15 protein-coding genes are annotated in these 25,030 nt (G+C 60.8%); 11 read left to right on the forward strand and 4 right to left on the reverse strand.

What is annotated here, in order from left to right; genetic code table 11:
• Positions 1 to 180 precede the first annotated feature (180 nt).
• Positions 181 to 2,250 (forward strand): AsmA family protein, encoded by a 2,070-nt coding sequence (locus V3W39_RS07610; protein WP_177041337.1) that lies wholly within the window; start codon positions 181 to 183, stop codon positions 2,248 to 2,250.
• Between the two features lie 137 nt (positions 2,251 to 2,387).
• On the opposite strand, the gene V3W39_RS07615 is transcribed toward V3W39_RS07610, so the two are convergent.
• Positions 2,388 to 2,918, reverse strand: a complete 531-nt coding sequence (locus V3W39_RS07615; RefSeq protein ID WP_259195307.1) for a ferritin-like domain-containing protein — start codon at positions 2,916 to 2,918, stop codon at positions 2,388 to 2,390.
• A gap of 99 nt (positions 2,919 to 3,017) precedes the next feature.
• A complete protein-coding gene (locus tag V3W39_RS07620; RefSeq protein WP_259195373.1) occupies positions 3,018 to 3,929 on the reverse strand; it encodes a LysR substrate-binding domain-containing protein in 912 nt (303 codons plus the stop codon).
• Positions 3,930 to 4,053: 124 nt separating this feature from the next.
• Here V3W39_RS07620 and V3W39_RS07625 point away from each other — a divergent pair, with 124 nt between their 5' ends.
• Complete coding sequence (locus V3W39_RS07625; protein ID WP_177041341.1) at positions 4,054 to 4,695, forward strand: FMN-dependent NADH-azoreductase; 642 nt, start codon at positions 4,054 to 4,056, stop codon at positions 4,693 to 4,695.
• A gap of 1 nt (position 4,696) precedes the next feature.
• Positions 4,697 to 5,002 carry a DMT family transporter gene (locus tag V3W39_RS07630; protein WP_177041343.1) on the forward strand — a complete coding sequence of 102 codons (306 nt, stop codon included), beginning with the start codon at positions 4,697 to 4,699 and terminating at the stop codon, positions 5,000 to 5,002.
• A gap of 123 nt (positions 5,003 to 5,125) precedes the next feature.
• Here the strand turns inward: V3W39_RS07630 and V3W39_RS07635 are convergent, their stop codons facing one another.
• Entirely contained in the window at positions 5,126 to 6,013 is an 888-nt protein-coding gene (locus tag V3W39_RS07635) for a DMT family transporter (RefSeq protein WP_177041345.1), read from the reverse strand.
• Positions 6,014 to 6,110: 97 nt separating this feature from the next.
• Here V3W39_RS07635 and V3W39_RS07640 point away from each other — a divergent pair, with 97 nt between their 5' ends.
• From V3W39_RS07640 to V3W39_RS07650, 3 genes are all read left to right on the forward strand, one after another.
• Positions 6,111 to 6,899 (forward strand): AraC family transcriptional regulator, encoded by a 789-nt coding sequence (locus V3W39_RS07640; protein ID WP_177076186.1) that lies wholly within the window; start codon positions 6,111 to 6,113, stop codon positions 6,897 to 6,899.
• Positions 6,900 to 6,970: 71 nt separating this feature from the next.
• Positions 6,971 to 7,285, forward strand: a complete 315-nt coding sequence (locus V3W39_RS07645; RefSeq protein WP_177041349.1) for a PsiF family protein — start codon at positions 6,971 to 6,973, stop codon at positions 7,283 to 7,285.
• Positions 7,286 to 7,468: 183 nt separating this feature from the next.
• Complete coding sequence (locus V3W39_RS07650) at positions 7,469 to 8,482, forward strand: AI-2E family transporter (protein ID WP_003217402.1); 1,014 nt, start codon at positions 7,469 to 7,471, stop codon at positions 8,480 to 8,482.
• Between the two features lie 117 nt (positions 8,483 to 8,599).
• On the opposite strand, the gene V3W39_RS07655 is transcribed toward V3W39_RS07650, so the two are convergent.
• Positions 8,600 to 9,868, reverse strand: coding sequence for an Hsp70 family protein (locus V3W39_RS07655; protein ID WP_093202293.1), 1,269 nt, complete (start codon positions 9,866 to 9,868; stop codon positions 8,600 to 8,602).
• Between the two features lie 288 nt (positions 9,869 to 10,156).
• Here V3W39_RS07655 and V3W39_RS07660 point away from each other — a divergent pair, with 288 nt between their 5' ends.
• The 5 genes from V3W39_RS07660 (at position 10,157) to V3W39_RS07680 (ending at position 24,983) form a co-directional block, all read left to right on the forward strand.
• Positions 10,157 to 11,104 (forward strand): DnaJ C-terminal domain-containing protein, encoded by a 948-nt coding sequence (locus V3W39_RS07660; protein ID WP_177041351.1) that lies wholly within the window; start codon positions 10,157 to 10,159, stop codon positions 11,102 to 11,104.
• Positions 11,105 to 11,106: 2 nt separating this feature from the next.
• Positions 11,107 to 11,412 carry a chaperone modulator CbpM gene (locus tag V3W39_RS07665; protein ID WP_177041353.1) on the forward strand — a complete coding sequence of 102 codons (306 nt, stop codon included), beginning with the start codon at positions 11,107 to 11,109 and terminating at the stop codon, positions 11,410 to 11,412.
• A gap of 107 nt (positions 11,413 to 11,519) precedes the next feature.
• Complete coding sequence (locus V3W39_RS07670) at positions 11,520 to 11,876, forward strand: hypothetical protein (RefSeq protein ID WP_330212440.1); 357 nt, start codon at positions 11,520 to 11,522, stop codon at positions 11,874 to 11,876.
• Positions 11,873 to 17,881 (forward strand): dermonecrotic toxin domain-containing protein, encoded by a 6,009-nt coding sequence (locus tag V3W39_RS07675; protein ID WP_330212441.1) that lies wholly within the window; start codon positions 11,873 to 11,875, stop codon positions 17,879 to 17,881. Before V3W39_RS07670 ends, V3W39_RS07675 begins: the two co-directional genes overlap by 4 nt.
• 124 nt (positions 17,882 to 18,005) lie before the next feature.
• Entirely contained in the window at positions 18,006 to 24,983 is a 6,978-nt protein-coding gene (locus tag V3W39_RS07680) for an NEL-type E3 ubiquitin ligase domain-containing protein (protein WP_330212442.1), read from the forward strand.
• The last annotated feature ends 47 nt before the right edge of the window (positions 24,984 to 25,030 follow it).

The following is a 25,030-nucleotide window of genomic DNA, read 5'->3' on the forward strand; positions in this document are numbered from 1 at the left end:
GGTAACAACGGTGCGTCGTTGATGATTGAAGCTGTCCGGTTGATCAGAAAAATCTGTTTTTACGGCTAATTCATCGATGGGGTTAAACCCCCGCGCCGTTTGTCAGTCGTAGCCATATAAGCTGTAGTCAAAACGTGCGCCCCAAGGCGCCCGCTCAGTCGTAACCTGGAGTCCTGTGCAATGACGCGCACTCGTAAAATTCTCGCCTGGAGCTGCGCCAGCTTCGTTTTGTTAATCGCCATCGTGGTTTTGGTGCTGGTGTTCTTCGACTGGAACCGGATCAAGCCGCCGCTCAACGCCAAGGTCTCCGAAGAGCTGCATCGCGACTTTGCTATCAACGGCAACCTGGCCGTGGTGTGGCAGCGCGAGCCTGACGAAGGCGGCTGGCGCGCCTGGATTCCGTGGCCCCATGTGATTGCCGAAGACCTGACCCTGGGCAACCCTGACTGGTCGAAAACCCCGCAGATGGTCACCCTCAAGCGCGTGGAACTGCGTATCTCGCCCCTGGCGTTGCTGGCCCAGCGCGTGGTGATCCCGCGTATCGACCTCACCGAACCGAGCGCGCAATTGCAGCGCCTCGCCGATGGTCGCGCAAACTGGACCTTCAAGTTCGACCCCAAGGACCCCAACGCCGAACCGTCCAACTGGGTGGTGGATATCGGCGCCATCGGCTTCGACAAGGGCCACGTGACCCTCGACGACCAAACCCTCAAGACCCAGCTTGACGTGGTGATCGACCTGCTGGGCAAGCCGATTCCTTTCGGCGAGATCGTCGGTGATGCCGACGCCAAAAAGGCCTTGGAAAAAGGCTCGGCGCCGCAGGATTACGCGTTCGGCCTCAAGGTCAAAGGCCAGTACCACGGCCAGAAACTCGATGGCACCGGCAAGATCGGTGGGCTGCTGGCGCTGCAGGACGCGGCCAAGCCGTTCCCGCTGCAAGCCCAGGCGAGGATCGGCGACACCAGCATCGCCCTGGCCGGCACCCTGACCGACCCGATGAACCTCGGCGCCCTCGACCTGCGCCTCAAACTCTCCGGCAGCAGCCTGGGCAACCTGTACCCGCTGACCGGCGTGACCTTGCCGGATTCGCCGGCTTATTCCACCGACGGCCACCTGATCGCCAAGCTGCATGAGGCCAGCGGTGCGTCGTTCCAGTATGAAAACTTCAACGGCAAGATCGGCAACAGCGATATCCACGGCAACCTGGGCTATGTCGCCAGCCAACCCCGGCCCAAACTCACGGGTGCGTTGGTCTCCAACCAATTGTTGATGACTGACCTGGCGCCATTGATTGGTGCCGACTCCAACGCCAAACAAAAGGCCCGTGGCGGCGAAAGCAAGCAGCCGGCAACCAAGGTGCTGCCGGTGGAAGAGTTCCGCACCGAGCGCTGGCGCGATATGGATGCCGACGTTGAATTCACCGGCAAGCGCATCGTCCACAGTGCTGATTTGCCGTTCACCGACCTCTATACCCACCTGGTGCTCAACGACGGCCAGTTGAGCCTGGAGCCCCTGCGTTTCGGCGTGGCCGGCGGCAAGCTCGACGCGCAGATCCGCCTCAACGGGCGCATCACGCCGATGGAAGGCCAGGCCAAACTTACCGCTCGCAACTTCAAGCTCAAGCAGTTGTTCCCGACCTTCGAGCCGATGAAGACCAGCTTTGGTGAACTCAACGGCGACGCGGACATTTCCGGGCGCGGCAACTCTGTCGCAGCCTTGCTCGGCACCTCGAATGGCGATCTGAAGATGTTGATCAACGACGGCGCCATCAGCCGCAGCCTGATGGAAATCGCCGGGCTCAACGTGGGCAACTACGTGGTCGGCCGCCTGTTTGGCGACAAGGAAGTGAAGATCAACTGCGCGGCCGCCGACTTCGGTATCAAGTCCGGCCTGGCGACGACTCGCCTGTTTGTGTTCGATACCGAGAACGCCATCATCTACATCGATGGCACGGCGAACATGGCCAGCGAACAGTTGGACCTGACCATCACGCCGGAGTCCAAGGGCTTCCGCCTGTTTTCACTGCGCTCGCCGCTGTACGTCAATGGGCCGTTTATCAAGCCCAATGCGGGGGTAAAGGCCGTGCCGTTGATGTTGCGTGGCGCGGGCATGGTTGCGCTCGGCGTGATTGCCGGACCGGCGGCGGGCCTGCTGGCGCTGGTGGCACCGAGCGGCGACGAGCCGAACCAGTGTGCGCCGTTGCTGCAACAGATGAAGGAAGGCAAGGCACCGAAGACGGTGAAAGGCTAACTGGAGAAGTCGGGACCAAAAAATGTGGGAGCTGGCGTGCCTGCGATGCAGGCACCTCGGTATTTCAGTTGCACCGAGGTGATGCTATCGCGGGCAAGCCCGCTCCCACATGGGGTTTGCGGTGTTAGCTTCGTTAATTACAGGTCCTGCAGAATATCCGCCATGTCATCGGCGTGTTCTTCTTCCTGGGCCAGGATGTCTTCGAAGATCCGGCGAGTGGTCGGGTCTTTGTCGCCGATGTACTGGATGATCTCGCGGTAGCTGTCCACCGCGATGCGCTCGGCCACCAGGTCTTCGTAGACCATTTCCTTCAGGGTGTTGCCGGCCACGTACTGCGCGTGGGAGTTCTTCGACAGCAGGTCGGGGTTGAACTCCGGCTCGCCGCCCAACTGCACGATGCGCTCGGCCAGCTTGTCGGCGTGTTCGGCTTCCTGGGTGGCGTGCTCAAGGAATTCCTCGGCGGCGACATGGGCCTTGACGCCATTGGCCATGAAATAGTGGCGCTTGTAGCGCAGCACGCACACCAGTTCGGTGGCCAGGGATTCGTTGAGCAGGCGCAGGATTTCCTGGCGATCGGCGTCGTAGCCTTCAGTCACGGCACCGTTTTCGACGTTCTTGCGGGCGCGGTCACGCAGGGTGGCTATGTCAGACAAATGTGAGTCGGTCATCTTGATTCTCCTGGGGCTGATCCGGTTTTACGCCACGCTCTGTCGGCGTGATCGCATCCAATTGTGAGTCCCAGGCAACGCAAAAAGTTTTATCGGATTTTACAGCGCGTGCCCCGACAGTTGCGCTTCCTCCTGCAACCACTCAAAAAACGCCCGGACCGGCGGGTGCCGTTCACGACCCGGTACGCACAGGGCGCTGTAGCCGGAACCGTCGACACTGATCTCTGGCCGGTAGGGCACCAGCAGTCCATTGGCCACGCTTTCCGAGACCAGAATGTTGCTGGCCAATACCAGGCCCTGGCCGGCAATCGCTGCCTGCAGGGCGTAGTGTTCTTCGTCGTATTCGCGGATCAACTGTGGTGACTGCAGCCAGTTCTCAGCGGCTTTGGCGCACCAGTCTTTCCAGGCGGCGGTGAAGAGTTTGCAACTGTGCCAATACACGCTGATCAACTGTGGCGTCTGCCGGGCGGCCAGTGCGACCTGTGCGGGTGAGCCATACACCGCGAACGACTCATCGAACAGGCATAAACCAAACAGCTCGGGGTAGCTACTGGCGCTGTAGCGAATCACCAGGTCGATGCTTGCATCCTGCTGCAGGTTGACCGCATCGCAGTTGGTGTCCAGGCGCAGGCTGATATCCGGATGGGCGGCGTAGAAGCGTCCCAGTCGCGGCACCAGCCACAAGGCGGCGAACGCCGGCGTGGTAGACAGCGTGAGATGGCCGGCGCTGCGCTGCGGGCGCAGGGTGTCGACGCTTTGCGCTACGTCCAGCAGTGCGCCGTGCAGGCTGTGGAACAATCGCTCGCCACACTCTGTCAGGCGGACCTGACGCGGCAGGCGCTCGAACAGCGGCACGCCGAGCCAGGTTTCCAGGGAGCGAATCTGATGGGACACGGCCGTCGGGGTAACCGACAACTCCTGGGCGGCGGCCTTGAAGCTCAACAGGCGCGAGGCCGATTCAAAGGCGCGCAGGGCGGTCAGGGGCAGCGAGGCAAACATGTAAGGCTCCATGGATGAATTGATCTCATCCAAAGCAACTATTGCTCATTTGTGAGGCAAGCTGCGCATCTCTAGATTTGTGTGCAGCAGAGGCAGCCATTCAGGTTGCCTGAGTCTAGCGCGTGAAGGTCTACAGATGAAAAAAATGCTTGCGATCCATTCCAGCCCCCGTGGTGAGCGTTCCCATTCCCGGCGCCTGGCCGAGGTCTTTCTCGCTGCGTGGCACACCGCGAACCCCGACGCGTACCTGACCCGCCGCGAAGTCGGCCGTGCCTCGATTCCCCATGTCAGCGAAGCGTTCATTGCCGCCAGCTTTCACCCCGAGCCGCAGTCGATGCCGTTGTCCATGCACGCCGATTTGCAACTGAGCAATGAGCTGGTAGCCGAGTTGATCGAACATGAGCTGCTGGTGATTTCCGTGCCGATGTACAACTTCGGGATTCCCAGCGGCCTCAAGGCCTGGATCGACCAGGTCGTGCGCATGGGCCACACCGTGGACATCACCCAGGACAGCCAGGGCATCGCCCAGTACCAGCCGTTGCTGCTGGGTAAAAAGGCCCTGATCATCACCAGTCGCGGCGGGAGTGGCTTTGGCCCGGGCGGTGAAAACGAGGCGATGAACCATGCCGATCCGCACCTGCGAACGGCGTTGGGGTTTATCGGCATCACCGACGTCACGGTGATTGCGGCCGAGGGCGAGGAGTCTGATCCGCAGGTGTTCCGCCGTTCCTGTGACGCCGTTGAGGGCCAATTGCGCGATCTGGCCGGGAGCTTCTGACGTGTCCTGGTTCTTCCTGTTGATCGCGGCCGGGTTCGAAGTGACGTTCGCCATGAGCATGAAGTACGCCGAGGGGTTCACCCGCCTGTGGCCATCGTTGATCACGGTCATCGCGGCGGTGGGCGGAATTTATTTCCTGACCCTGGCCATGCGTGAGCTGCCGGTGAGTGTTGCCTACCCGATCTGGACGGCCATCGGCTCATTGGGCACGGTGTTTCTCGGCTTTATGTTTTTGGGGGAGAGCCTGACGCTGGTCAAGCTGGTGTCGGTGGGGCTGATCGTCGCCGGTGTGGTGGGGCTTAAGTAGCGTCATGGCAACCGGCAGGCCGGGTTATCGTTCATCGCAGCAAGCCAGCTCCCACACTGGACCGAGTTGTCCGGCTAAATGCCGATCAAATGAGGGAGTTGGCTTGCCTGCGATGGCGTCAGATCAGGCAACACTGACCTTGCTGCGAACCGGCGTCGTCCAGCGCTCCGACAAAATCACCCCGCCCAACGTCAGCAAGCCACCCACCAGGTGATACATCGCCAACTGCTCCTTCAGCACCACCGCGGCAATCAGTGCGGTGATCAATGGCAGCAGGTTGAAAAACAGCGTGGTGCGGCTCGGGCCCAGGGTTTTCACCGAATGCATCCATGCCAACGGCGCAAGCATCGAGGCCAGCAGGCAGGCATACAGCACCAGCGGGATATTCGACCAGCCAAGGCCGGCCTTGTCGGAGAACAGGAACAGTGGAAACAGCACCACCACCGCCACCAGTATCTGCAAATACAGCAACACCAGTGGCGGCAACCGCAGCTGCCATTTTTTCAGCAAGGTGCTGTAGACCGCGTAGGCGAGGGTGGCCACCAGCATCATCGCGTCACCCAGGTTCAGCCCGTGTTGCAGCAGGGCGCTGAGGCTGCCGGCGGAAACCACCACCACCACGCCGGCGAACGACAGCACGGCACCGGTGAGGGCGCCAAAGGTCAGGCGCTGGCCGAGGCTGATGATGGCGGCGGTGAGGGCCATCAGCGGCATCAGCGAGAGGATGATGCCCATGTTGGTGGCCGAGGTCAGGTTCGCGGCGTAATACGCCAGGCTCTGATAAACCGCCATGCCCAGCACGCCGAGGATGAAGATCTTGCCCAGGTTCGGGCGGATCAGCGGCCAGTTGGCGATGACCGGCTTGAGCATGAACGGGGTAAACAGCAACCCCGCCAGCAGCCAGCGATAAAAGCCGATCTCGGCGGGAAAAATCGTCCCCACCGCGAGCTTGTTGACCACGGTATTGCCGGCCCAGATAAAAATGGCCAGTAACGGATAAGCGTATTGCATGGAAAGGAACCCGTTGCGTCTATGAAGGCCAATTATCCTTTGTCTGGATCGAAGCCTATACTTCGATCCAGCCATCCGACCTTTGTATCCAGACAATATGCTCAAGAAGTACATCAACCTTCCCGATTTCGACCAATTGCCGTCCCCGGTGTACTTCCGATATTCGGAGTTCGAGGCCGACACCCACGCCAGCGCCCACCAGCATGCATGGGGTTCTTTGGACTACTCGGCCCGTGGCGTGATGCGCTTTGAAGTGGCGGGCAGCCGCTTCATGTCGCCACCGCAATACGCGGTGTGGATCCCGCCGAACACCCAGCACAGCTCCTACAACGCCCAGGCGATTGTCTATCGCTCGGTGTACCTGGCGCCCGCGCTGTGCGAGCACTTGCCGGCGCAGCCGTGCACCCTGAGCGTCAGCGATATCCTCAAGGCGATCCTCAGTGACTTCGCCGAGCGCGACGTGAATATTCCCGAGAATGAAGCCGATGTGCGCCTGGCCCAGGTGCTGGTCGACCAGCTCCGGCAGGCCCCGGTGCATGATTGTTTCCTGCCGTATGCCAGCCATCCCGGGCTGCTCGGCGTGCTGGAGGGCATGCAGGCCGATCCCGGCGATAACCGCGCGCTGGCCCAGTGGGCGGAACAGGCACATGTCAGCGAGCGCACCCTGGCCCGGCAATTCGCGCGCGAACTGGGAATGAGTTTCGGTGAGTGGCGCCAACGCCTGCGTTTTCTTGCAGCCATCGAAGCGTTGGACAGCTCGCGCAGCGTCCAGGAAGTGGCGTTTGACCTGGGCTACAGCACCGCCTCGGCGTTCATCGCCATGTTTCAACGCCAGGCGGGCTGCACCCCGGAGCAGTACCGTCGGACGAATATCCGCGGCAGGTGAACGTGTAACAGGGTTTGACTACACTGCTGGAGAGGCCGTGCCCCTCGGCACGGTAACAGGGAGAAAACTCCATGAAGATGCTGCGTATTCCGCTGTTGATGATGGGCTTGCTGTTGTGTTCTCAAGGCTTTGCCGCGACTGCCGCACAGACGGCTCAGCAACAAAAAATGACCTCGTGCAACGCCGAAGCCAAGACCAGTGGCAAGACCGGTGATGATCGCAAGGCATTCATGAAAACGTGCCTGTCGGCCGCCCCGGCCGCCAACGACGCCAAGACCCTCACCCCACAGCAGCAGAAGATGAAAGACTGCAACGCCACGGCGAAAACCCAGGCGCTGACCGGCGATGCGCGTAAAACCTTTATGAGCACCTGCCTGAAGAAATAATGCACAAACCTGTGGGCGCTGGCCTGCCTGCGATCGCGATCTGACAGTCGATGCCTCTGCTGACTGACCCACCGCCATCGCAGGCAAGCCAGCTCCCACATTGGACCGCGTTTAGACTTCTCGCTTGATTTCCCCAAGGCTGGCAGACTGCCCATCCTTTAACGCCGTTCGTTTTGAGGCTGTATGCCAACGTTTTCTCAGCGTCACGTGTTGTTGTTGGTCAGTTGCGTGCTTATTTTTGGCGGGCTGCTGCTGGTTTTGCCGTTGAAGTTGCTGCCGAGCCTGCTGGCCGGGCTGCTGGTGTATGAGCTGGTCAACATGCTCACCCCGCAGTTGCAGCGCTTGATCGAAGGCCGGCGTGCGCGCTGGTTGGCAGTGGCGTTGCTGGGGACCTTGATCGTCAGCATCCTGACCCTGATTTTTGCCGGGGCCATCAGCTTCCTGCTCCACGAAGCGGAAAATCCCGGGGCTTCCCTCGATAAATTCATGGGCGTGGTCGACCGTGCCCGCGGCCAACTGCCGCCGTTCCTTGACGCCTACCTGCCGGCCAGTGCTGCCGAGTTCCGCGTGGCCATTGGCGAATGGCTGAGCAAACACCTCAGCGAACTGCAGTTGGTGGGCAAAGACGCCGCGCACATGTTCGTGACCCTGCTGATCGGCATGGTGCTGGGCGCGATCATCGCCCTGCAACGCGTGCCGGACCTCACCAAGCGCAAACCCCTGGCGGCTGCCCTGTTTGATCGCCTGCACCTGCTGGTCCAGGCCTTTCGCAACATCGTCTTCGCCCAGATCAAGATCGCCGCGCTGAATACTGCGTTCACGGCGATCTTCCTCGCGGTGGTGCTGCCGCTGTGCGGGATCCACCTGCCGCTGACCAAGACCCTGATCGTGCTGACGTTCCTGCTGGGCCTGCTGCCGGTGATCGGCAACCTGATGTCCAACACCTTGATTACGATCGTGGCTTTGTCGCTGTCGATCTGGGTGGCGGTGGCGGCGTTGGGTTACCTGATCGTGATCCACAAGGTCGAGTACTTCCTCAACGCGCGGATTGTCGGCGGGCAGATCAGTGCCAAGTCGTGGGAATTGTTGTTGGCGATGCTGGTGTTCGAAGCCGCCTTCGGCCTGCCGGGCGTGGTGGCGGGGCCGATTTATTACGCGTACTTGAAGAGTGAGTTGAAGCTGGCGGGGATGGTGTAGCGATCCGCTTTTTGTGGCGAGGGAGCTTGCTCCCGTTGGACTGCGTAGCAGGCCCAGTTTTTAGGGGCGCTTCGCACCCCAGCGGGAGCAAGCTCCCTCGCCACACAAGCCGTGTAATCAGTAGCCGTAGCGCTTGCTGGCCTCAATCGCCAGGCCACTGCCAATACTGCCAAAGATATTGCCTTCCACATGCTGCGCATTCGGCAGCATCGCCGAGATGCTGTGGCGCAGGGCCGGAATCCCGCTGGAACCGCCGGTAAAGAACACCGTGTCCACCTGGGCCACGTCCACCGAGGCATCGTTGAGCAGTTGGGTCACGCTGTTGCGCACGCGCTCCAGCAGGCCATCAATGGCCGACTCGAACAACGCCCGGCTCAATTCCACGCTCAACCCAGGCTCAACCCGGTCCAGCAGCACATGGCGGCTGTCCTGTTGGGTCAGCTGGATTTTGGTTTCTTCCACTTCCATCGCCAGCCAGTGCCCGGCGCGCTGTTCGATCAGGTTGAACAGGCGGTCGATGCCGCCGGTGTCCTCGATGTCGTAGCGCATGCTGCCCAATGCCAGCTTGGATTTTTGCGAGTACACCGAGTTGATGGTGTGCCAGGTCGCCAGGTTCATGTGGTGGCTGGTGGGCATGTAGGCGCCGCTCTTCATGCGGCTGCCGTAGCCGAACAGCGGCATCATGCCGGCCAGGGAGAGTTGCTTGTCGAAGTCGGTCCCGCCGATGTGCACGCCGCCGGTGGCGAGGATGTCGTCGTGGCGGTTGTCGATCTGGCGACGCTCGGGCGACAGGCGCACCAGGGAGAAGTCGGAGGTACCACCGCCGATGTCGACGATCAGCACCAGCTCTTCTTTCTCGATGGTGGACTCGTAGTCAAACGCCGCGGCGATCGGCTCGTACTGGAACGAGATGTCCTTGAACCCGATCTTGCGGGCCACGTCCACCAGGGTGTTTTCGGCTTCCTGGTCGGCCATCGGGTCGTCATCGACGAAGAACACCGGGCGGCCCAGCACCACTTCGTCGAACTCACGCCCGGCGGTGGTCTCTGCGCGGCTCTTGAGCTGGCCGATAAACAGCGCCAGCAGGTCGGTGAACGGCATCGCCGTGCCCAATACGCTGGTGTCGTGCTTGATCAGCTTGGAACCCAGCAGGCTCTTGAGGGAGCGCATCAGCCGGCCTTCGTAGTTTTCCAGGTACTCGTGCAGGGCCAGGCGGCCGTACACCGGGCGGCGCTCTTCGAAGTTGAAGAACACCACCGACGGCAGCGTGATCTTGTCGTCCTCCAGCGCGATAAGCGTTTCCATGCCGGGACGAATCCAGCCGACGGTGGAGTTGGACGTGCCGAAGTCGATACCGCAGGCACGGGCTGGGGATGGGTTTTTCATGTCAATCGGGTTCCGGTTGAAAAACGGCCGCGCAGTGTATGCCACCCGCGTGCAGATGCGTAGGCCGACTATCCGCTAAATACAGCACACTTGTTACCTTGAAAGCCCGGTGTTTGCCCCCAAATCCCCTCCATACGGTTGGTGGCTGCAGGATTCTGCCCGCAGCGCCGATAAACTTCTGACGCACCCTTCGGTCACAAGATTGAGATCGGTCAATCCAGACGCCGCAAACAGGCGCATGCTGTGACGCTGGCAGTGCGATATCGATAACGGACGGTGAAACCCCCGATGGACTTCAAAGACTATTACAAGATTCTCGGCGTCGAGCCGACTGCCGACGACAAGACGATCAAGGCCGCCTATCGCAAGCTGGCGCGCAAATATCACCCCGACGTGAGCAAGGAAAAGGACGCTGAAGCCAAGTTCAAGGACGCGTCCGAAGCCTATGAAGCGTTGAAAAGCGCCGACAAGCGCGCCGAATACGACGATTTGCGCAAATACGGCCAGCATGGCCAGCCGTTCCAGGGCCCGCCAGGCTGGCAGAGCCGTGGCGGCTACGGCGGCGGTGGCCAGGACACCGGCGACTTCTCGGACTTCTTCAGCTCGATCTTCGGTTCCCGCGGCAACGGTTTTGGTGGCGCCCAGGGCCGCAGTGCCGGGCGTCGAGGGCAAGATGTGGAAATGGAACTGCCGGTCTTCCTCGAAGAGACCCTGTCCAACGAGTCCAAGCAGGTCAACTTCCAGGTGCCGCAGTACAACGCGGCCGGCCAGCACGTCAGCAACACCACCAAGAGCCTGAACGTGAAGATCCCGGCCGGTGTGACCGACGGCGAGCGCATCCGCCTCAAGGGCCAGGGCGCGCCGGGGATTGGCGGTGGGGCCGCAGGTGATCTGTACTTGATCATCAAGTTCGCGCCGCACCCCAAATTCGATGTGGAAGGCGAAGACCTGATCATCACCCTGCCGCTGGCCCCGTGGGAGCTCGCGCTGGGTACCGAGGTGGCGGTGCCGACCCTCACTGGCAAGATCAACCTCAAGGTGCCCGCCGGCAGCCAGAACGGCCAGCGCATGCGCGCCAAGGGCCACGGCTTGTTGAACAAGGCCGGGCAGCGCGGTTACCTGTTTGTGCAACTCAAGGCGGTGATGCCGAAAAACACCGACGACGAGGTCAAGGCGTTGTGGCAGGAACTGGCACAAAAAGCCGCCTTCGATCCAAGAGAATCATGGAGTAGCTAACGATGAGCAGTCCCCGTTTGGTTCAAGTGAACATGGCAGAATTCTGTGAGGCCACCGATCTGTCGGTGGCCTACGTGATCGAAATCGTCGAGCACGGCATTGTTGAACCGGTGGGGACGAGTCCGGAGTCCTGGCGTTTCACCGATTACGAACTGGCCCTGGCCAAGCGTGCGTCGGCGCTGCAAAAGGACCTGGAGCTGGAATGGGAAGGCGTCGCCCTGGCGCTGGACCTGCTGGAAGAAGTGCAGCAACTGCGTGCCGAAAACCAGATGCTCAAGCAGCGGTTGGGCCGCCTCGTCGTCGAGTAAGCGCTGCCCGCTACCTGCCCGCTACCTGCCCGCTACATAGTTACGCCCGGCCCTGGAAGGTGGGTGATTAAGGTAATCACCTTTCTCCTCTTCCAAGGAAGGTGTGTATGCCAACCTCTCAAACGCCCGTTTCCGGCGTTCAGCGCCGTCACTACGACCACATCAAGGCTGCCATTCCCCAGAGCCTGATCCACGCCACCCCGGAACACCCGATCAAGCGTTATGAAACCTTTGACCCGTTCGAGCAGGAGCTGACGCGCCGGCTGAAAAACTGGCCCAAACCGGGCCTCGGTCGCCCAACCATGGTCGAGCCCACGGAGCATCAGCAATTCTTCGCCCGATTCGTGGCGTTGACCGACCAGATCCTGTGGGCCACCAGACTATCCAGCCAAGGGGGGCCGGAACGGTGCTCAAGGGCATTGGGCTTGCAACCCTCATTCAACGTGCAGAGCGTGCGAGCATGACATCACGGCAAGCAAGCACTCCGGACCTGTCCCTGTCCAATCAGGACTTTATTACCCATGCAGTGCCCGAGTGGCTGATCAAGGCATTTGCCCGACAGCGTCTGGAGAAGCAGGTGAATGCGTTTGATCAGTTGCCTTGGTTCCAGGGCCTGACATCCGAGCAACGCCAGACCCTGAAACGCTACACCCGCACCAGCCTGCAATCGCAGCAAGCGGTGGATGGCCGCATGGCCAACGTGCCGGCGGTCGAGGCGTTTGCCAAACCGCTACTGGTCAAGGCGCTCAAGGATCGTTTCAAGGTTGAACTGGATGTCGACGACACCTTTATCAAGCTGGAAAAGTCCGTGAAATTGGGGGTGTTTGACCTCAAGGTCGGGGAGTTCAATGTGTTGAACGTCTCACTCCTGCACGCGGCCTTGCACAACTTCGAAGCGGACGAAGGCGGCGCGGACTTCTATGACGAGGCGTCCCAATTCGTCACCAAGGACGGTGCGCCGGTCAGTAGCTCGTTGACTATCGAGCAGTTCATCAACTTGTGCCGCAGCCTGGACATTGGCGCGCAGTACCAGGCCTACCTCAAGGACAACCTGGGGACCGAAGAGGCGCACGTCGACACCGTCCTGCGCGAGGCCATCATCACCAGCCAGAAGGATGCGATGAAAGCGGCGGCCTACATGGCCCTGGTCAAGAAAGACATCGAGGCGGATGACTACGCCATGGTGCTGCAGGTCATTAACGGCGAACGCAACCCTACGCTGCGCGGCAAGCCGGTGTGGTTTTCTTCGCTCAGTGTCATGGGGCTCAAGCTCAAGGGCTGCGTGTCGTTCGAGCTCACCGAAAAATACCGCTACGGCGAAGTCTCCATTGTCTACGTGCCCCATGATCCCGAGCATCCGTTCAAGCGTTACAACCGCTTTGATGACTTGAAGAAAGAACTCACCCGCCAATTGCTGGCGACGGACCCGGCCCAGGTCACGGCGGCGACGGGCCCGCAACCCACGCGTTATCAGCGGTTTTTCAGCCAGTTTGTCGACGCCGCCAAGCACCCGTATTACTTCAGTCGGTTTACCCGGGCCGAGTCGAACGCCACTTCAATGCTCAGCACCGTCGTGAAGTCGCCGGTGTTCCAGAGCGTCTTCGACGTGACGAACCCGCTCGCGTCGATGCTGCTCAAGCCTCAGGAATGGCCGCCGGAAAAAACGGCCACACGCCAAACCGATGCGGGGGCTGAACTGCAGCCGATGGTCGTCGCCCGGCATGGGCTGTGGTCGGCCAATGTCGACCTGTGGACTGACTTGTATGAGAGCGGGCGCGACAAGATCATTACCGATGCGCGTCACCAGGCCGTGCCCACCGCCGATGTGGATGCGCGGGTTCGCGCACAGAAACTTGCGCACTGGCTGGAAGGCGGATTTGCGGCGGTTGGCCTGCTATCGATGTTCGTGCCGGTGCTGGGCGAAGTGATGATGGCGGTGATGGTCGAGCAACTGCTGTACGAGACGTTCGAAGGGGTGATGGAGTGGGAACAGGGTGACCGCGAGGCCGCTCGGCAGCACCTGATCGACGTGGCACAGAACCTGGCCATGCTGGGGCTGATGGCCGGGGTCGGCAAGGGCCTGGCGAAATTGCCCAAGGTTGAGACGCCGCCGTTGATCGACGAACTTCAGCCTGTCAAGTTGCCCAACGGCGAGCAACGCCTGTGGAAACCGGACCTTGTGCCCTATCGCAGCGACGTGAAGCTGCCCGCCGAGTCAGTGCCCGATGAGCTGGGCCTGCATCGCCATGACGGCCAGCACATTCTGCCCCTCGACGGCGGCAACCATGTGGTGGAACAAAACCCGGTCAGTGGCGAGTATCAAATTCCCCATCCAACCCGTGCCGATGGCTACGCGGTGCCCCTGGAGCACAACGGAGCGGGTATCTGGACCCATGGCGCTGAAGACCCGCTGACCTGGGACGGCCCGACCCTGATGCAGCGCCTGGGGTATCGCGCCCAGGCCCTGAGCGATGCCCAGCTTGAGCGCGTGCGCACGGCCTGTGGTGCCGACTACGACACCTTGCGCCGCCAGTATGTCGAGCAGGATCGGCCGTCGGCGCAGCTCAGCGACACCCTCAGCCGTTTTCGTATCGAGCATGACCTTGAAACCTTCGCGCAGCAGATCGCCAGTGATGATCCCCGAGTCTTCGCCCAGGCGGACCTGGGCTTGCAGTTCAAAATCATGCGCAGCCAGGGCCTGTTGCCGCAGAAGCCGGCCTGGCGGGTGTTGGACAGCCGGATGAAGGTTATCTGGGAAGACCCGCCCGGGCCGCAAGGAAGCTCCCAGCGCGTCACGTTTGTGGTCAGTGAAGACACCCGTACTCAGGGCTCGTTGCTGGAGAGCATGCTGGTTCTGTTCAAGGCCAACCGAGTGGACATGAGCAGCGTGCCCGGGACCTCGCAGATGAGGGTGGCCGAGAGGGCCCGCGCGTGGCGCAAAGAGATCGCAGCCGATGCGCAGCACAACCGGCTGACGCTTTTTGAATCCCTCTACGATGCGCAGAATACGGCCGCCGACCCCTTGATCGGGCGGGTCAAGGCGCGCTACCGGCACCTGCCGGACGCCGTGGTGGAGCAACTGCTGGAACACGCCACCGAGGCGGAACTGGAAGCCCTCGGCCGCCCCGGTGAACTGCCGCCACGGATCGATCAGTGGGCGCAGTGGTGCCAGCAGGAGCTGCGCCTGACCCGGGCCTATGAAGGGCTGCACCTGGATATTTCCGCCGGTGTCGACAGCGAACGGCTGGCGTTGCGCAGCCTTGAAACCCTGCCCGGCTGGCCGGCGCAGGCGCGGTTTGAATTGCGAGAAGGCGGGCCACAGGGCCGGCTGCTGGACAGCATCGGCGACGCGCAGTCGCCAGTGCGGGGCGTGTTGTCGGTCAACGATGGCTCCGGCTTTGCCCAGGACGGTGCCGGCAGCCTGTATTGCGCGGTGCTGTCCTACCTGTCGCCCGAGGAACGGCAGGCGCTGGGTTTCACCTTGCGCGATGGCCTGCGGATGAAACAGGCTGTGGAACAGGCGCCGTTGCCACGGGATGACTTGCAGTCGGTGTTGCATGAACAGCGGGTGCTCAAGCCTGATCTTGCGCCCGGTTCGCGGCTGATCGGTGGCATGCCCCTGCGTCAGCAACTGGCAAGCCTGTTGCGCACACCACGCGGTCGGATCATCAAGTTGTACCCCGACTTTACCGAGGGTGAAGCCGATGCATTTCTGCAAAACCTGGGCGGCTCTCCCCGTAATGAATTGAGCCGGCTGGAGGGCGAGTTTGCGACCTTGAAACAGGAGTTGTCGGCCTGGGTGCAAGAGCCGGCCTCACAACCTGGCGACCACCGCTGGAAGATCGCGGAAAGACAGGCCATCGCCCTCAAGCTCCAGCGCTGCTGGCAGCGTCGCAGTGGTACGACACTGAACCTGCAATTGGCGAGAGAGTTGCCCCCGTTGAACGCAAGCTTCAACCATATTGAGGAACTGGTCCTTGATGGTTCGACCTTTAAGGATCGCGCCGGTGGGTTCCTCAAGAGGTTTACCCGGCTCAAGCGCCTGCGTATCAAGGTCGCGTTTTTTAGCCGTATTCCCGAGGCGGTTGCCGACATGAAAGAGTTGGCTCACCTGGACTTGAGTGACTGCCTGATTCCCATGAGTGCAAGGGATATCGCCCTGCTGGAGGGGTTGAGTACGCTGCAAACCCTGAACCTGCAGCGAAATGTGTTGATGGGGCGCGTGCTGGATTTCAGCGGGCTGCGCCAATTGCAGAGTCTCAACCTGAGTGACACCGGCATCAGCCAGTGGCCTACTGGGCTTGTGGAACAACCGAACCTGCAACTGGTGGATCTGCGCAACAACCAATTGCGGGAAGTGCCGCCCGCCATCCTCAATCCCGCGCCTGAACAACTGGAGGCGCAAGCCCGCATCAATCGCGTGACCCTGCTGCAAGGAAATCCGTTTTCCTTGGACGGCTATCAACAGCTCAAGGCGTATTCGCAACGGCTGACAGATACGCGGCCGGAGCTATTGGTGGGCGGGCAGCCCGGCGCCTTTGAGGTAGTGGACCCGCAGGCCACCCGGGTTCGCGATCTGTACCCCGAGTTCGACGATGAGCAGGTGCAAGCCTTCCTGCAACCGCTGGAGCAGGCGGAGGCGGAGGCGAAATTGGCAGCCCTGGAGCAAGAGTACGAGCGGTTGAACAGCCAGCTGTCGTCTTGGGCATTCTCCGGAGTGGGCGAGTCGCAAAGATACAGGGCGCTTCGACGGGTAGTACAAGCGGACGCTGCCCAAGAGCATCGGTACCAGGCGATGGGTCGCATCCTGCGCTGCTGGCGGCGCGAGACCGCACAACAACTGGCTAGCGACGGCACTCCGATCGGCCTGGAACTTAACCTGAGCGAACTGCGGTTACCGAGCCTGCCGGACCTGGATGCCGACTTCAGCCATGTGGGTTCGTTGAAGTTGAGGAAAATGGAGCTGAGCAGTTCGCCGGACGGTTTTCTGACGCGATTTCGGCACGTGCGCTGGCTGGACATGGCGGGCAACCAATTGACACGGCTGCCCCAGGCACTGGAGCACATGAACGGCCTGACCCGCCTGAATCTAAGCTTCAACCGCATTCGATTGACCGCTGAAACCGCACGAGTGTTGTCCGAGCGAACCACCCTCAGAGTGTTGTCGCTGCAGAATAATCCCCTGGGCATGGCGCCGGATTTCAGCGCAATCACCGATATGCGTGGACTCGCTCTCGGCAATACGCAACTTGAGGCGTGGCCGGTGGGTTTGTTTGAGCAACCGTCGCTCGATTGGGTTGTGCTGGACAACAATCGGATCACCACCATTCCCGACAGCGTGGTGGCACCCTCGGCTGAAAACCTGGAGCGGATCGCACGGACCAATAACGTAACAAGCCTCGCCAACAACCCACTGTCCGAGGCAACCCAGCAACGGCTGAATGATTACTGGGATCGCCTTGAGCGAGAGCATCCTGACCTGGCACGTAACCGGGCTGAATCGGGTTTCAGGTTTTATTCCGTGGGCGCCGGCGTGCCGACTCGACCGAACCCTCAGGTTTCTAGGCAAATCCTGCGCTGGACTGTCGACCTGCCAGCGGACCAACTGGCGACGCGCGAGGCGCAATGGTCAGCATTGGCCAGGCATGAGAAAGCTGACGGGTTCTTTAACCTGCTCGCGGGCCTGGAAAACGCCGGCGCTGGCGAAGAAGATCTGCAGCAGCGGGTGTGGGCGGTCATCGATACGATTACCCAGGACAGTGTCAAGTCTGAAGCATTGCGCGAGCAAATGTTCGAATGGGCGGGACGCCCGGCGTGTTGTGACCGTGCGTCCTTGTCGTTCAGCAATCTGGAGATCATGTCGCTGGTCTACCGGGCCGAGTCCCAGGCAGAGCAGGGGCAGCAGGCGGCGCAGCTGTTGAAGTTGGCACGTGGGCTGTTCCGCCTGGATGAAGTGGAGAAAATGGCCCTGACGGATATCGAGCGTCGGACGGCGGCGATCCGCAGCACGCCGGGGCTGACGCTTCTGGAACAAGATGCCCGCATTGCCCTGCTGGAAGAAGTCGAAATCCGCCTGGCTTACCGCTACGGCCTCAAGGACCGCCTCAAGCTGCCGGCGGCGCCCAGCCAGGCCAGGTTCATCCAGTTGGGGCAAGTCACTGCGCCGATGCTCAATCAGGCGTACGACGCGGTCATTGCCCTGGACAACTCCCCGGCGGAATTTCAAGCATTGCTGGCGCGGGACTTCTGGAAAGACTATGTGACCAACACCTACCGCCCGCAGTTCGAGGCGAAGCGCAAACCGTTTGATGTGCATCAGGCCAGCCTGCATGATCGCTCTTCATCGGGCGAACTGTCGGGCAGCGCTTATACCGAGCAGGCCGATACGCTGGCAGCGCAGTGGCAGATAGAAGAGTCCGAGTTGATCGAGACGTTGAGCCGAGAGCTGCTGGAAAAGCATCCGCTCTAAGTACACCTGCGTCAGGTGTCGTTCATTGCCGGTGAGCATTTTGATTCACCTACATATCTAGGGACGTTCAGGCAGCGCAATTCGATAGGTTGGATTCTTTACAGCCCGTCATGGATGGCCCGATATGTCAGAACAACCCATTAACCCCACCCCCGAAGGCACGTTCAACGTTGACCTTCGGGGTGTGCATTACGACTTTCTCAAAAACCGCGTCCCAGCCTGGTTTCTCGGGGCCTTGAACCGGCGCCAGGAAGAACTCGCCAACCACCAGATGGAACTGCCCAACTGGTACCTGAACGCCACGCATCAGCAAAAGGCTGACCTGGCTGACAGCCATACCCGTTATCGCGAGGCCCTGAACCAGGTCGAGAACACCCTGGGCGAGATCAGGGACGTAAAGGCGTTTGCCGAGCAGCCGCTTAAAGACGCCATCAAGCAACGCTTCAACCTGGATCTGGACGTCAACAACGTCTATTTCGCCAGCAAGTATGAGGTTAACGCTCGCGGCGATCTGGGCGGTGCGTTTGTCTTCGACCAGCACCGTGGCCCGTCGCAACGCTTTGAGTACCGGGGTATTTCCCTGCTGGAGGCGGCCCTGGCCAATTTCGTTCCCGACGAAGAAAAAGCCAGTGAGTGTGCAGATTGCCAGGTCATCACAACCTGGAGCGCGTATGACGGCGAAATCATCCCGAGCCCCGAGGCGATCAAAGGTGCCGCCCTGGCCATAAACCCCCATGAGTTTGCCCAGCTGTGCCGCACTCTGGACTTGGGCGGTTTGTATCAGAAGCACCTCAAGGCGATTGTCCAACCCACGGATAACAGCCAGCGCGCCGCTCTGGAAACTCAATTGCGAGAGCATCAGCGACAACTGTTGGCGCTGAGCGCCGAGGTGGCGATGCACCAGCCCGAATGGGGGATCAGCGCCGACGGCTATCGCATGATCCAACAGGTCATCACTGACCCGGGCAAGGCCACTCTCGATGGCAAACCCGTGACGTTTGCCGCGCTGAAGGTGTTCGGCAGCGTGCTGGTGGGGCCCTTGCTGATTGGCCCCGCGCGTCTCGACTCTGACAGGGTCGAGCGGCTGCTGGTACACATTCCCCATGACCCACAGCAACCGCTCAAGGAGTATGCGTCCAGTAGCGAGTTCATGGCCGACCTCAGAACCCGCTTGCACGGTGTGTCGTACCGGCGCTTTTTCAGCCGGTTCGTGCCCCAGGGCGACCAGGGCAGGTTTTTCCGGCAATTCAACCTGCTGTACAAACCCGCCAATGGTAACGGCGTGGCGGGTGATTACCCCTTGGCGGCAACGCCCAAGCGATTGCCCGTAGAGGAGGCGGGCGTCAACGGCAACCTGTGGGAACAACTGCGTAAGGCGCAGGTGCGCAAGATTCTGGCCGATGCCCGCGCCGTCGCGGTGCCCACCGGGGATGAAGACCAAAAGGCACGCATCGCGCGACTGGAGGGCTACGTGGATGCGGTGATCAGCGTGTTCAATCTCGCCGCTTTTGTCGTGCCGGGGCTGGGCCCGGTCATGCTGCTCGTGGGTGCGACGCAGATGTGCTTTGAAGTGTATGAAGGCATCGAAGCCTATGAGCGAGGCGATGTGAAAACGATGTGGGCACACTTTTCCAGCGTTGCCCTCAATGTCGCGATGCTGGGCGTCGGGGCCAAGGTGTTGCCGAGTATCAACACAGCGGGAGTGGTCGACAATCTGAGGCCCGTCACCCTGGCGTCGGGCAAGCAGCTGCTGTGGAACCCTGACCTGTCGCCTTACAAGGTGCCCATTGAGTTGGGCGCCGATGCAACGCCGGATGAGTTGGGGCTTTACCAGCACAACGGCCAGACCATCCTGGCCCTCGATGGCGATTATTTCCGTGTCGTACAGGACGCTGAAACAGGGCAGCATCATATTCGCCACCCCAGCCGAGCCGATGCTTATCAACCGCAGCTTGGGCATAACCATGCCGGTGTCTGGAGCCACGAGGTGGACGCGCCGCTGACCTGGGACCGTCAGACCCTGATCAGGCGCCTGGGGCTTGAACAGACGCCGCTTAGTCCCGAGCGGCTGGAGCAAGCCCGTGCCGCCAGCGGTGTGGAGGATGACGTGTTGCGTCAGGCGGTTGTCGAGCATGAGCCGGTGCCCCTGATGCTCAACGACACCCTCGAGCGCTTCAAGGCCCATCAAGCCTTGACGACCTTTGTCGAGCAAATGAGCAGCGCTGAACCTGCCGAGTACGCCAAGGCCGATCCGGCGCTGCAACTGCAGATTATGCAGCGACACGGCATGCTGCCCACAGACGTGGCGTTGCGGGTCCTGGCCAGTCACGGCAGGGTGCTCTGGCAGAGTGAGGCGCTGGCGTCCTGGCCCACGCGAGTGGTCGTACTCACGGACGAGCAACTGATTCGGGGGCAGTTACTTGAGCAAGTATTGAACACGTTGCAGGGCATTGATCCGCAGCTCAAGGACGTCCCGGGCAGTGCGTTGGACGCGCAGGCGGTACGGGCGGGTAAATTACGTCAGCACATCGCCGACACCGTCGATACGTTCAAAAGCGCGTTGATTGAAGAGCGTTACAAGGCATTGACTGCCTCCGTCGATCCCGACGTGCAGAGGGTGATGGCCAGCCACCCCATGCTGCCGACGTCAGTGGCTGAGCAGTTACTCAGCGGGTTGACGGTCGAAGCGCAGCAGGCGTTTCACGACACCGGCTTGTTGCCACCTCCGCGCATCGAGCAAGCGAAGTGGTATGAGCAGGAAGTGCGGGTGTCGCGTGCCTATGAGGGGCTTCACCTGGACACGCCGGGCAATCTGGACAGCCTGCGCCTGGCCTTGCATAGCGTGGAAACGTTGCCTGGATGGCCGCAAGGAACGCGGATGGAACTGCGCCAATATTCGGCCACGGGGCCGCTGCTGGATGCGATCGGTTCCCCCAACGCGGTGCAGGTCAAGACGCTGGTCCTGAGGGAAGACGGTTTGTTTGAGGCGCCCATGCCCGGGGACGTTTACGCCGCTGCCTGGGATGCCTTGTCTGTCGCGCAGCGTCAGGCCTTGGCGATGACCGACGCACGCCAGTTAAAGCAGGCCGTTACAGCTTCCCCCTTGCCTCGCGAACAGTTGCGCGCTGTGTTGCTGGCCAATCCTGTGCGTAAACCGGCCTACGACCCCTCCATGCGTCTGTTGGGCGGTAGCGGCATTCGAAAGATGGTCGCCGACGTTTTCAGCTCTTCGCGGGCCAGGGCGAAAACCCGGGCCCGGGTACTGTATCCGACCTTAAACGAGGCAGAACTCACCCACTTTATTGCTTCACTGGCGCCCGACCCGCACGCCAGGTTGACGGCGCTGGAACTCGAATACAAAACCCTCCAACGTGACCTGCAGGTCTGGGTGCGAGCCAACGCCCCGAAAAATCCGGTGACTGCGTATGACCGTGCAGGAGGTTGGGCGCGCGGTTTTGCCGATAGGATCGAAAGCTGCTGGCGCCGCAAGACCGACACCCTCTCGTTGCACGCAGGTCCTGAGCAGGAGTTACCGGTGCTGAATGCAGATTTCAGCCATGTTCGGGCGCTTGAGCTGTATGGCATCAAGTGGTCCGATACGGCTCAAGCATTTATCAAGCGTTTCACCCACGTCAAAGAGCTGGGCATTATCAGCGTGGGGCTCACCGAGCTGCCTGATGTGATCGGCGAAATGAACAACCTGACCTTGTTGAATCTGCGCTCCAACCGCATCCGCTTGACCCCGCAAAGCTCCGCAACACTGGGCGCCTTGGGCAACCTTGAAGAGCTCGACCTGTCGGGTAATGCGCTGGGCCTGACCCCGGACTTCAGTGGCATGAACCGCTTGAAGAAGCTGAGGTTGAGCAACACGCAACTGGCTCAGTGGCCGACGGGGTTGCAACATCAGACGGGCCTGCAGCTCCTCGACTTGCGTTACAACCAACTAAGGGAAGCGCCCTCCTCACACCTCAACCCGCTGGACGATCAGTTGGAAGCGATGGCCAGGATCAACAACGTGACCTTGCTTCACGGTAATCAATTTCCCTCCGATTATTGGATGAAGTTTGACCGTTACTGGAAACGCCTGGACCTGGTGCGGCCCGAGTTGATGAACGCCGAGCATCTCGACGCGTTTGACAGCCCCAACCCCAGGCTTGAAAGGTTTCGGCGCATCTATCCGAAGAAAACCATTGCGCAACTCAAGCGGTTTATCTGGGGGGCGTCAGAAGACGACCTGCTCAAGGTCGAACGGGAATTTGACACGCTGGAAAGACAGCTGAACGCCTGGGCGTTTTCGGGGGGCGGTACGAGTCAGCATTACGTTCTCACCTCGGAGCGGGGCCTCAACTTCTCGGCCGCCGACGACAGGTTCATGGCGCGGCAACGGATCCTCCAGTGCTGGCGCAAGGAAGGCCAGCAGGTGAGCGCCTTCGACGGTACACCGATCGGCTATGAATTGGACCTCAGTGGCCTGAGTCTGCCCAGCCTGCCGGATCTGGATGTCGATTTCAGCCATGTGGGCTCGCTCAAACTGAAAAACATGGGCCTGAATGCTTCGCCGGAAGGGTTTCTCACGCGATTCCGACAGGTGCGCTGGCTGGATATGTCGAACAACCGACTCTTGGCATTGCCGCTGGCGCTGGGCGAAATGAATGGCCTCACTCGTTTGACCTTGAACGGCAACCAGATCCGGCTGACCCCGACAGCCGTCGGCATCCTGTCTGGGCGCATCACCCTCAGGGCCTTGTGGCTGTCTAACAACCCGCTGGGCCTGGCACCGGACTTCAGCCTGCTGACTGACATACGTACGGTGGACCTGAGAAATACCGGCATTGATACGTGGCCTGCCGGGCTGACCGAGCACACGGGGATTAACGAGATATACCTGAACAATAACCAGATCACGACGATCCCGGATGCGGTCATCGCCCCGTCAGAGGCGAACCTGGGCCGCATGGCCCAGGTGAATAACGTGACCGACGTGAGCAATAACCCTTTGTCGGTGGCCACTGTGCAACAGGTGAGCGCCTACCGTGCCCGCCTTGAACAGGCCCGGCTGGCGACTCCGGATAACCCCAGCCGCCTGGTCGCCACGGCACTGAATAGTTCGACCAGAGCGCCAGTGGGCACGGCTTCGCAAAACCCGTTCCAGCGCTGGGTCCTTGGGTTGCCCGGGGAGCAAGTCACGCTGCGCCGCGCCCAATGGCGTGTATTGCAGGAGCAGGAAGGCGCGGCACCTTTCTTCGAGATTCTGCAGCGCCTGGACCTGACGAAGGCCGACAGCAGCGACCTGCGGCGCCGAGTCTGGGAGGTGATCGACAGCATCAGCGAAAACACCCCCGAGTCCCAACGCCTGCGCAAGGAACTGTTCGACCTGGCCGGCGAGCCGGGTTGCTGCGACCGTGCTGCGTATTCGTTCAGTAACCTGGAGGTCAGGACCCTGCTCTACAAGGCCCGGACGCAGGCCATGGATCAGACCCTGGGCACACAGTTGTCCGAGTTGTCCAAGGGGCTGTTGCGTTTGCATGAGGTCGACAAGATCGCGGCGGCGGACATCCAGCGCAGCGAAGCCATCGTCAACGACCCTGCCGTGTCCACGGCCGATAAACTGCCCCATAGGCAGCGTTTGGCAGAGGAGGTGGAAATCCGTCTGGCCTATCGCTACGGCCTCAAGGACCGCCTGCAATTACCGGGGCAGCCACAGCACGTCACGTTCATCGGCATGGCGGGGGTCACGCCCACGATGCTGGACGGTGCCTATGCCAAGGTGATCGCGTTGGATAACTCCGCCGAAGAGTTTCAGGCGCTGCTGTCTCGGGAATTCTGGCAAGACTATGTCACCCGGAAATACCGCTCGCAGTTCGATGCCCAAAGCGAGCCTTACCAGCAACAGTTGGCCGCGCTGCATGAAAAACAGCAGGCCCAGGAACTGTCGGCGACCGTCTACAAAGAGAAAGCCGATGACCTGCATGCGCAACTGGCAATCAAGGAGGGCGAACTGATCGGCAGGCTGACCCGCCAGGAAATCGCCGAAATGCGGCTCCCCCGGGAACCCCTTGAGGCGCTGGTTGAAGCCGACGCGGTGCCGGGTTTGCAGCTTTCACAGGCGCGTGCCATTGAGTTCAACAAGGCACCGTATTTTATTGCAAGCATGCCGGACGCGGGCGACGGTCAGCATTATCTGTTGTGGGTGCAGAACCCGAATAACCCCTACGAACTGGTCAGCAGCGGCATTGTCGCCAAGCCGGAGGTGGCGGGAGGCTGGACGCGCAGAGGCTTGGCGGGCGGCGGGTCTGACAGTGAATTTGAGGAGGCCGTGGAATCCATGGCGGCGGCGCCCTATACGTCAGACGAACTTCGCACCATGAGGCAGCAAATTCACTTTACGGTCAGGCAACACCCGCCGGGGACTTACGTGCGTGCCAACAACGGCAAGTACCCGTTGAGAGATCTCCAGGGCAGGCCGGTGCGTATTCGCAAGCTGGAGAGAAGCATCACCCTGGAGTCCGGTACTCACTACACCTCAGAGCCCATCAAGCCTTACATCAAGTTTGAAGGATATGAGGGCGTCGGCGCGCTGTATGAAGAAAAACTGCAGGTGCGCGCGTTCATTGAGCAGGATATGCAGGTGCCGCAAGAAAAGTCCCTGATAGGACAAAACATGGTCGTTGCCAACCGGCGTATCGCCAAAGGCGAAATAGTCGGTGTGTATGGCGGGACCATTCTTCCCACAGGAATTTTCGGGTCCGAAGGGCACACCTACACCATGCGTGTCGGCGACAGGCCAACCCTCAAGATAGACGTGCTCACCAGTGAGCCGATCTTCCTGTCGGGAGACAACATCCTTTCCAGAATAAACACGGTTCTGGAATATGACGCGGATGGCAAGCCGCTACGCCAGGCTGCCCAGGGCTATAACGTGGAAGCCGTGTCCTTCGAGATTGAGGCGGACCTGATGCTGGGAGTGGGCGAGAGCGCCACACCAAAAAGAAAGGACTACACCCTGCCAGTGGTATTTGCGACGCAAGATATTCCAGCGGGGGCAGAACTGCGCATGAATTACCAATACTCCGACGAGATGATAAAAACGTTGTTCACGTAATATTTTTCACATCGGGAGGCTTGATGCCTCGGTGCGTTCCTCCTGGA

This window comes from Pseudomonas sp. Z18(2022), from assembly GCF_036346535.1.
GTDB lineage: Bacteria > Pseudomonadota > Gammaproteobacteria > Pseudomonadales > Pseudomonadaceae > Aquipseudomonas > Aquipseudomonas yamanorum_A.

What these genes read in the sequence shown, in the direction of transcription:
- V3W39_RS07640 (WP_177076186.1), top strand. Translation starts at nt 6,111, where the DNA reads ATGCTCAAGAAGTACATCAACCTTCCCGATTTCGACCAATTGCCGTCC.
- V3W39_RS07610 (WP_177041337.1), top strand. Translation starts at nt 181, where the DNA reads ATGACGCGCACTCGTAAAATTCTCGCCTGGAGCTGCGCCAGCTTCGTT.
- V3W39_RS07625 (WP_177041341.1), top strand. Translation starts at nt 4,054, where the DNA reads ATGAAAAAAATGCTTGCGATCCATTCCAGCCCCCGTGGTGAGCGTTCC.
- V3W39_RS07650 (WP_003217402.1), top strand. Translation starts at nt 7,469, where the DNA reads ATGCCAACGTTTTCTCAGCGTCACGTGTTGTTGTTGGTCAGTTGCGTG.
- V3W39_RS07645 (WP_177041349.1), top strand. Translation starts at nt 6,971, where the DNA reads ATGAAGATGCTGCGTATTCCGCTGTTGATGATGGGCTTGCTGTTGTGT.
- V3W39_RS07635 (WP_177041345.1), bottom strand. Translation starts at nt 6,013, where the DNA reads ATGCAATACGCTTATCCGTTACTGGCCATTTTTATCTGGGCCGGCAAT.
- V3W39_RS07675 (WP_330212441.1), top strand. Translation starts at nt 11,873, where the DNA reads ATGACATCACGGCAAGCAAGCACTCCGGACCTGTCCCTGTCCAATCAG.
- V3W39_RS07655 (WP_093202293.1), bottom strand. Translation starts at nt 9,868, where the DNA reads ATGAAAAACCCATCCCCAGCCCGTGCCTGCGGTATCGACTTCGGCACG.
- V3W39_RS07665 (WP_177041353.1), top strand. Translation starts at nt 11,107, where the DNA reads ATGAGCAGTCCCCGTTTGGTTCAAGTGAACATGGCAGAATTCTGTGAG.
- V3W39_RS07660 (WP_177041351.1), top strand. Translation starts at nt 10,157, where the DNA reads ATGGACTTCAAAGACTATTACAAGATTCTCGGCGTCGAGCCGACTGCC.
- V3W39_RS07670 (WP_330212440.1), top strand. Translation starts at nt 11,520, where the DNA reads ATGCCAACCTCTCAAACGCCCGTTTCCGGCGTTCAGCGCCGTCACTAC.
- V3W39_RS07615 (WP_259195307.1), bottom strand. Translation starts at nt 2,918, where the DNA reads ATGACCGACTCACATTTGTCTGACATAGCCACCCTGCGTGACCGCGCC.
- V3W39_RS07680 (WP_330212442.1), top strand. Translation starts at nt 18,006, where the DNA reads ATGTCAGAACAACCCATTAACCCCACCCCCGAAGGCACGTTCAACGTT.
- V3W39_RS07620 (WP_259195373.1), bottom strand. Translation starts at nt 3,929, where the DNA reads ATGGAGCCTTACATGTTTGCCTCGCTGCCCCTGACCGCCCTGCGCGCC.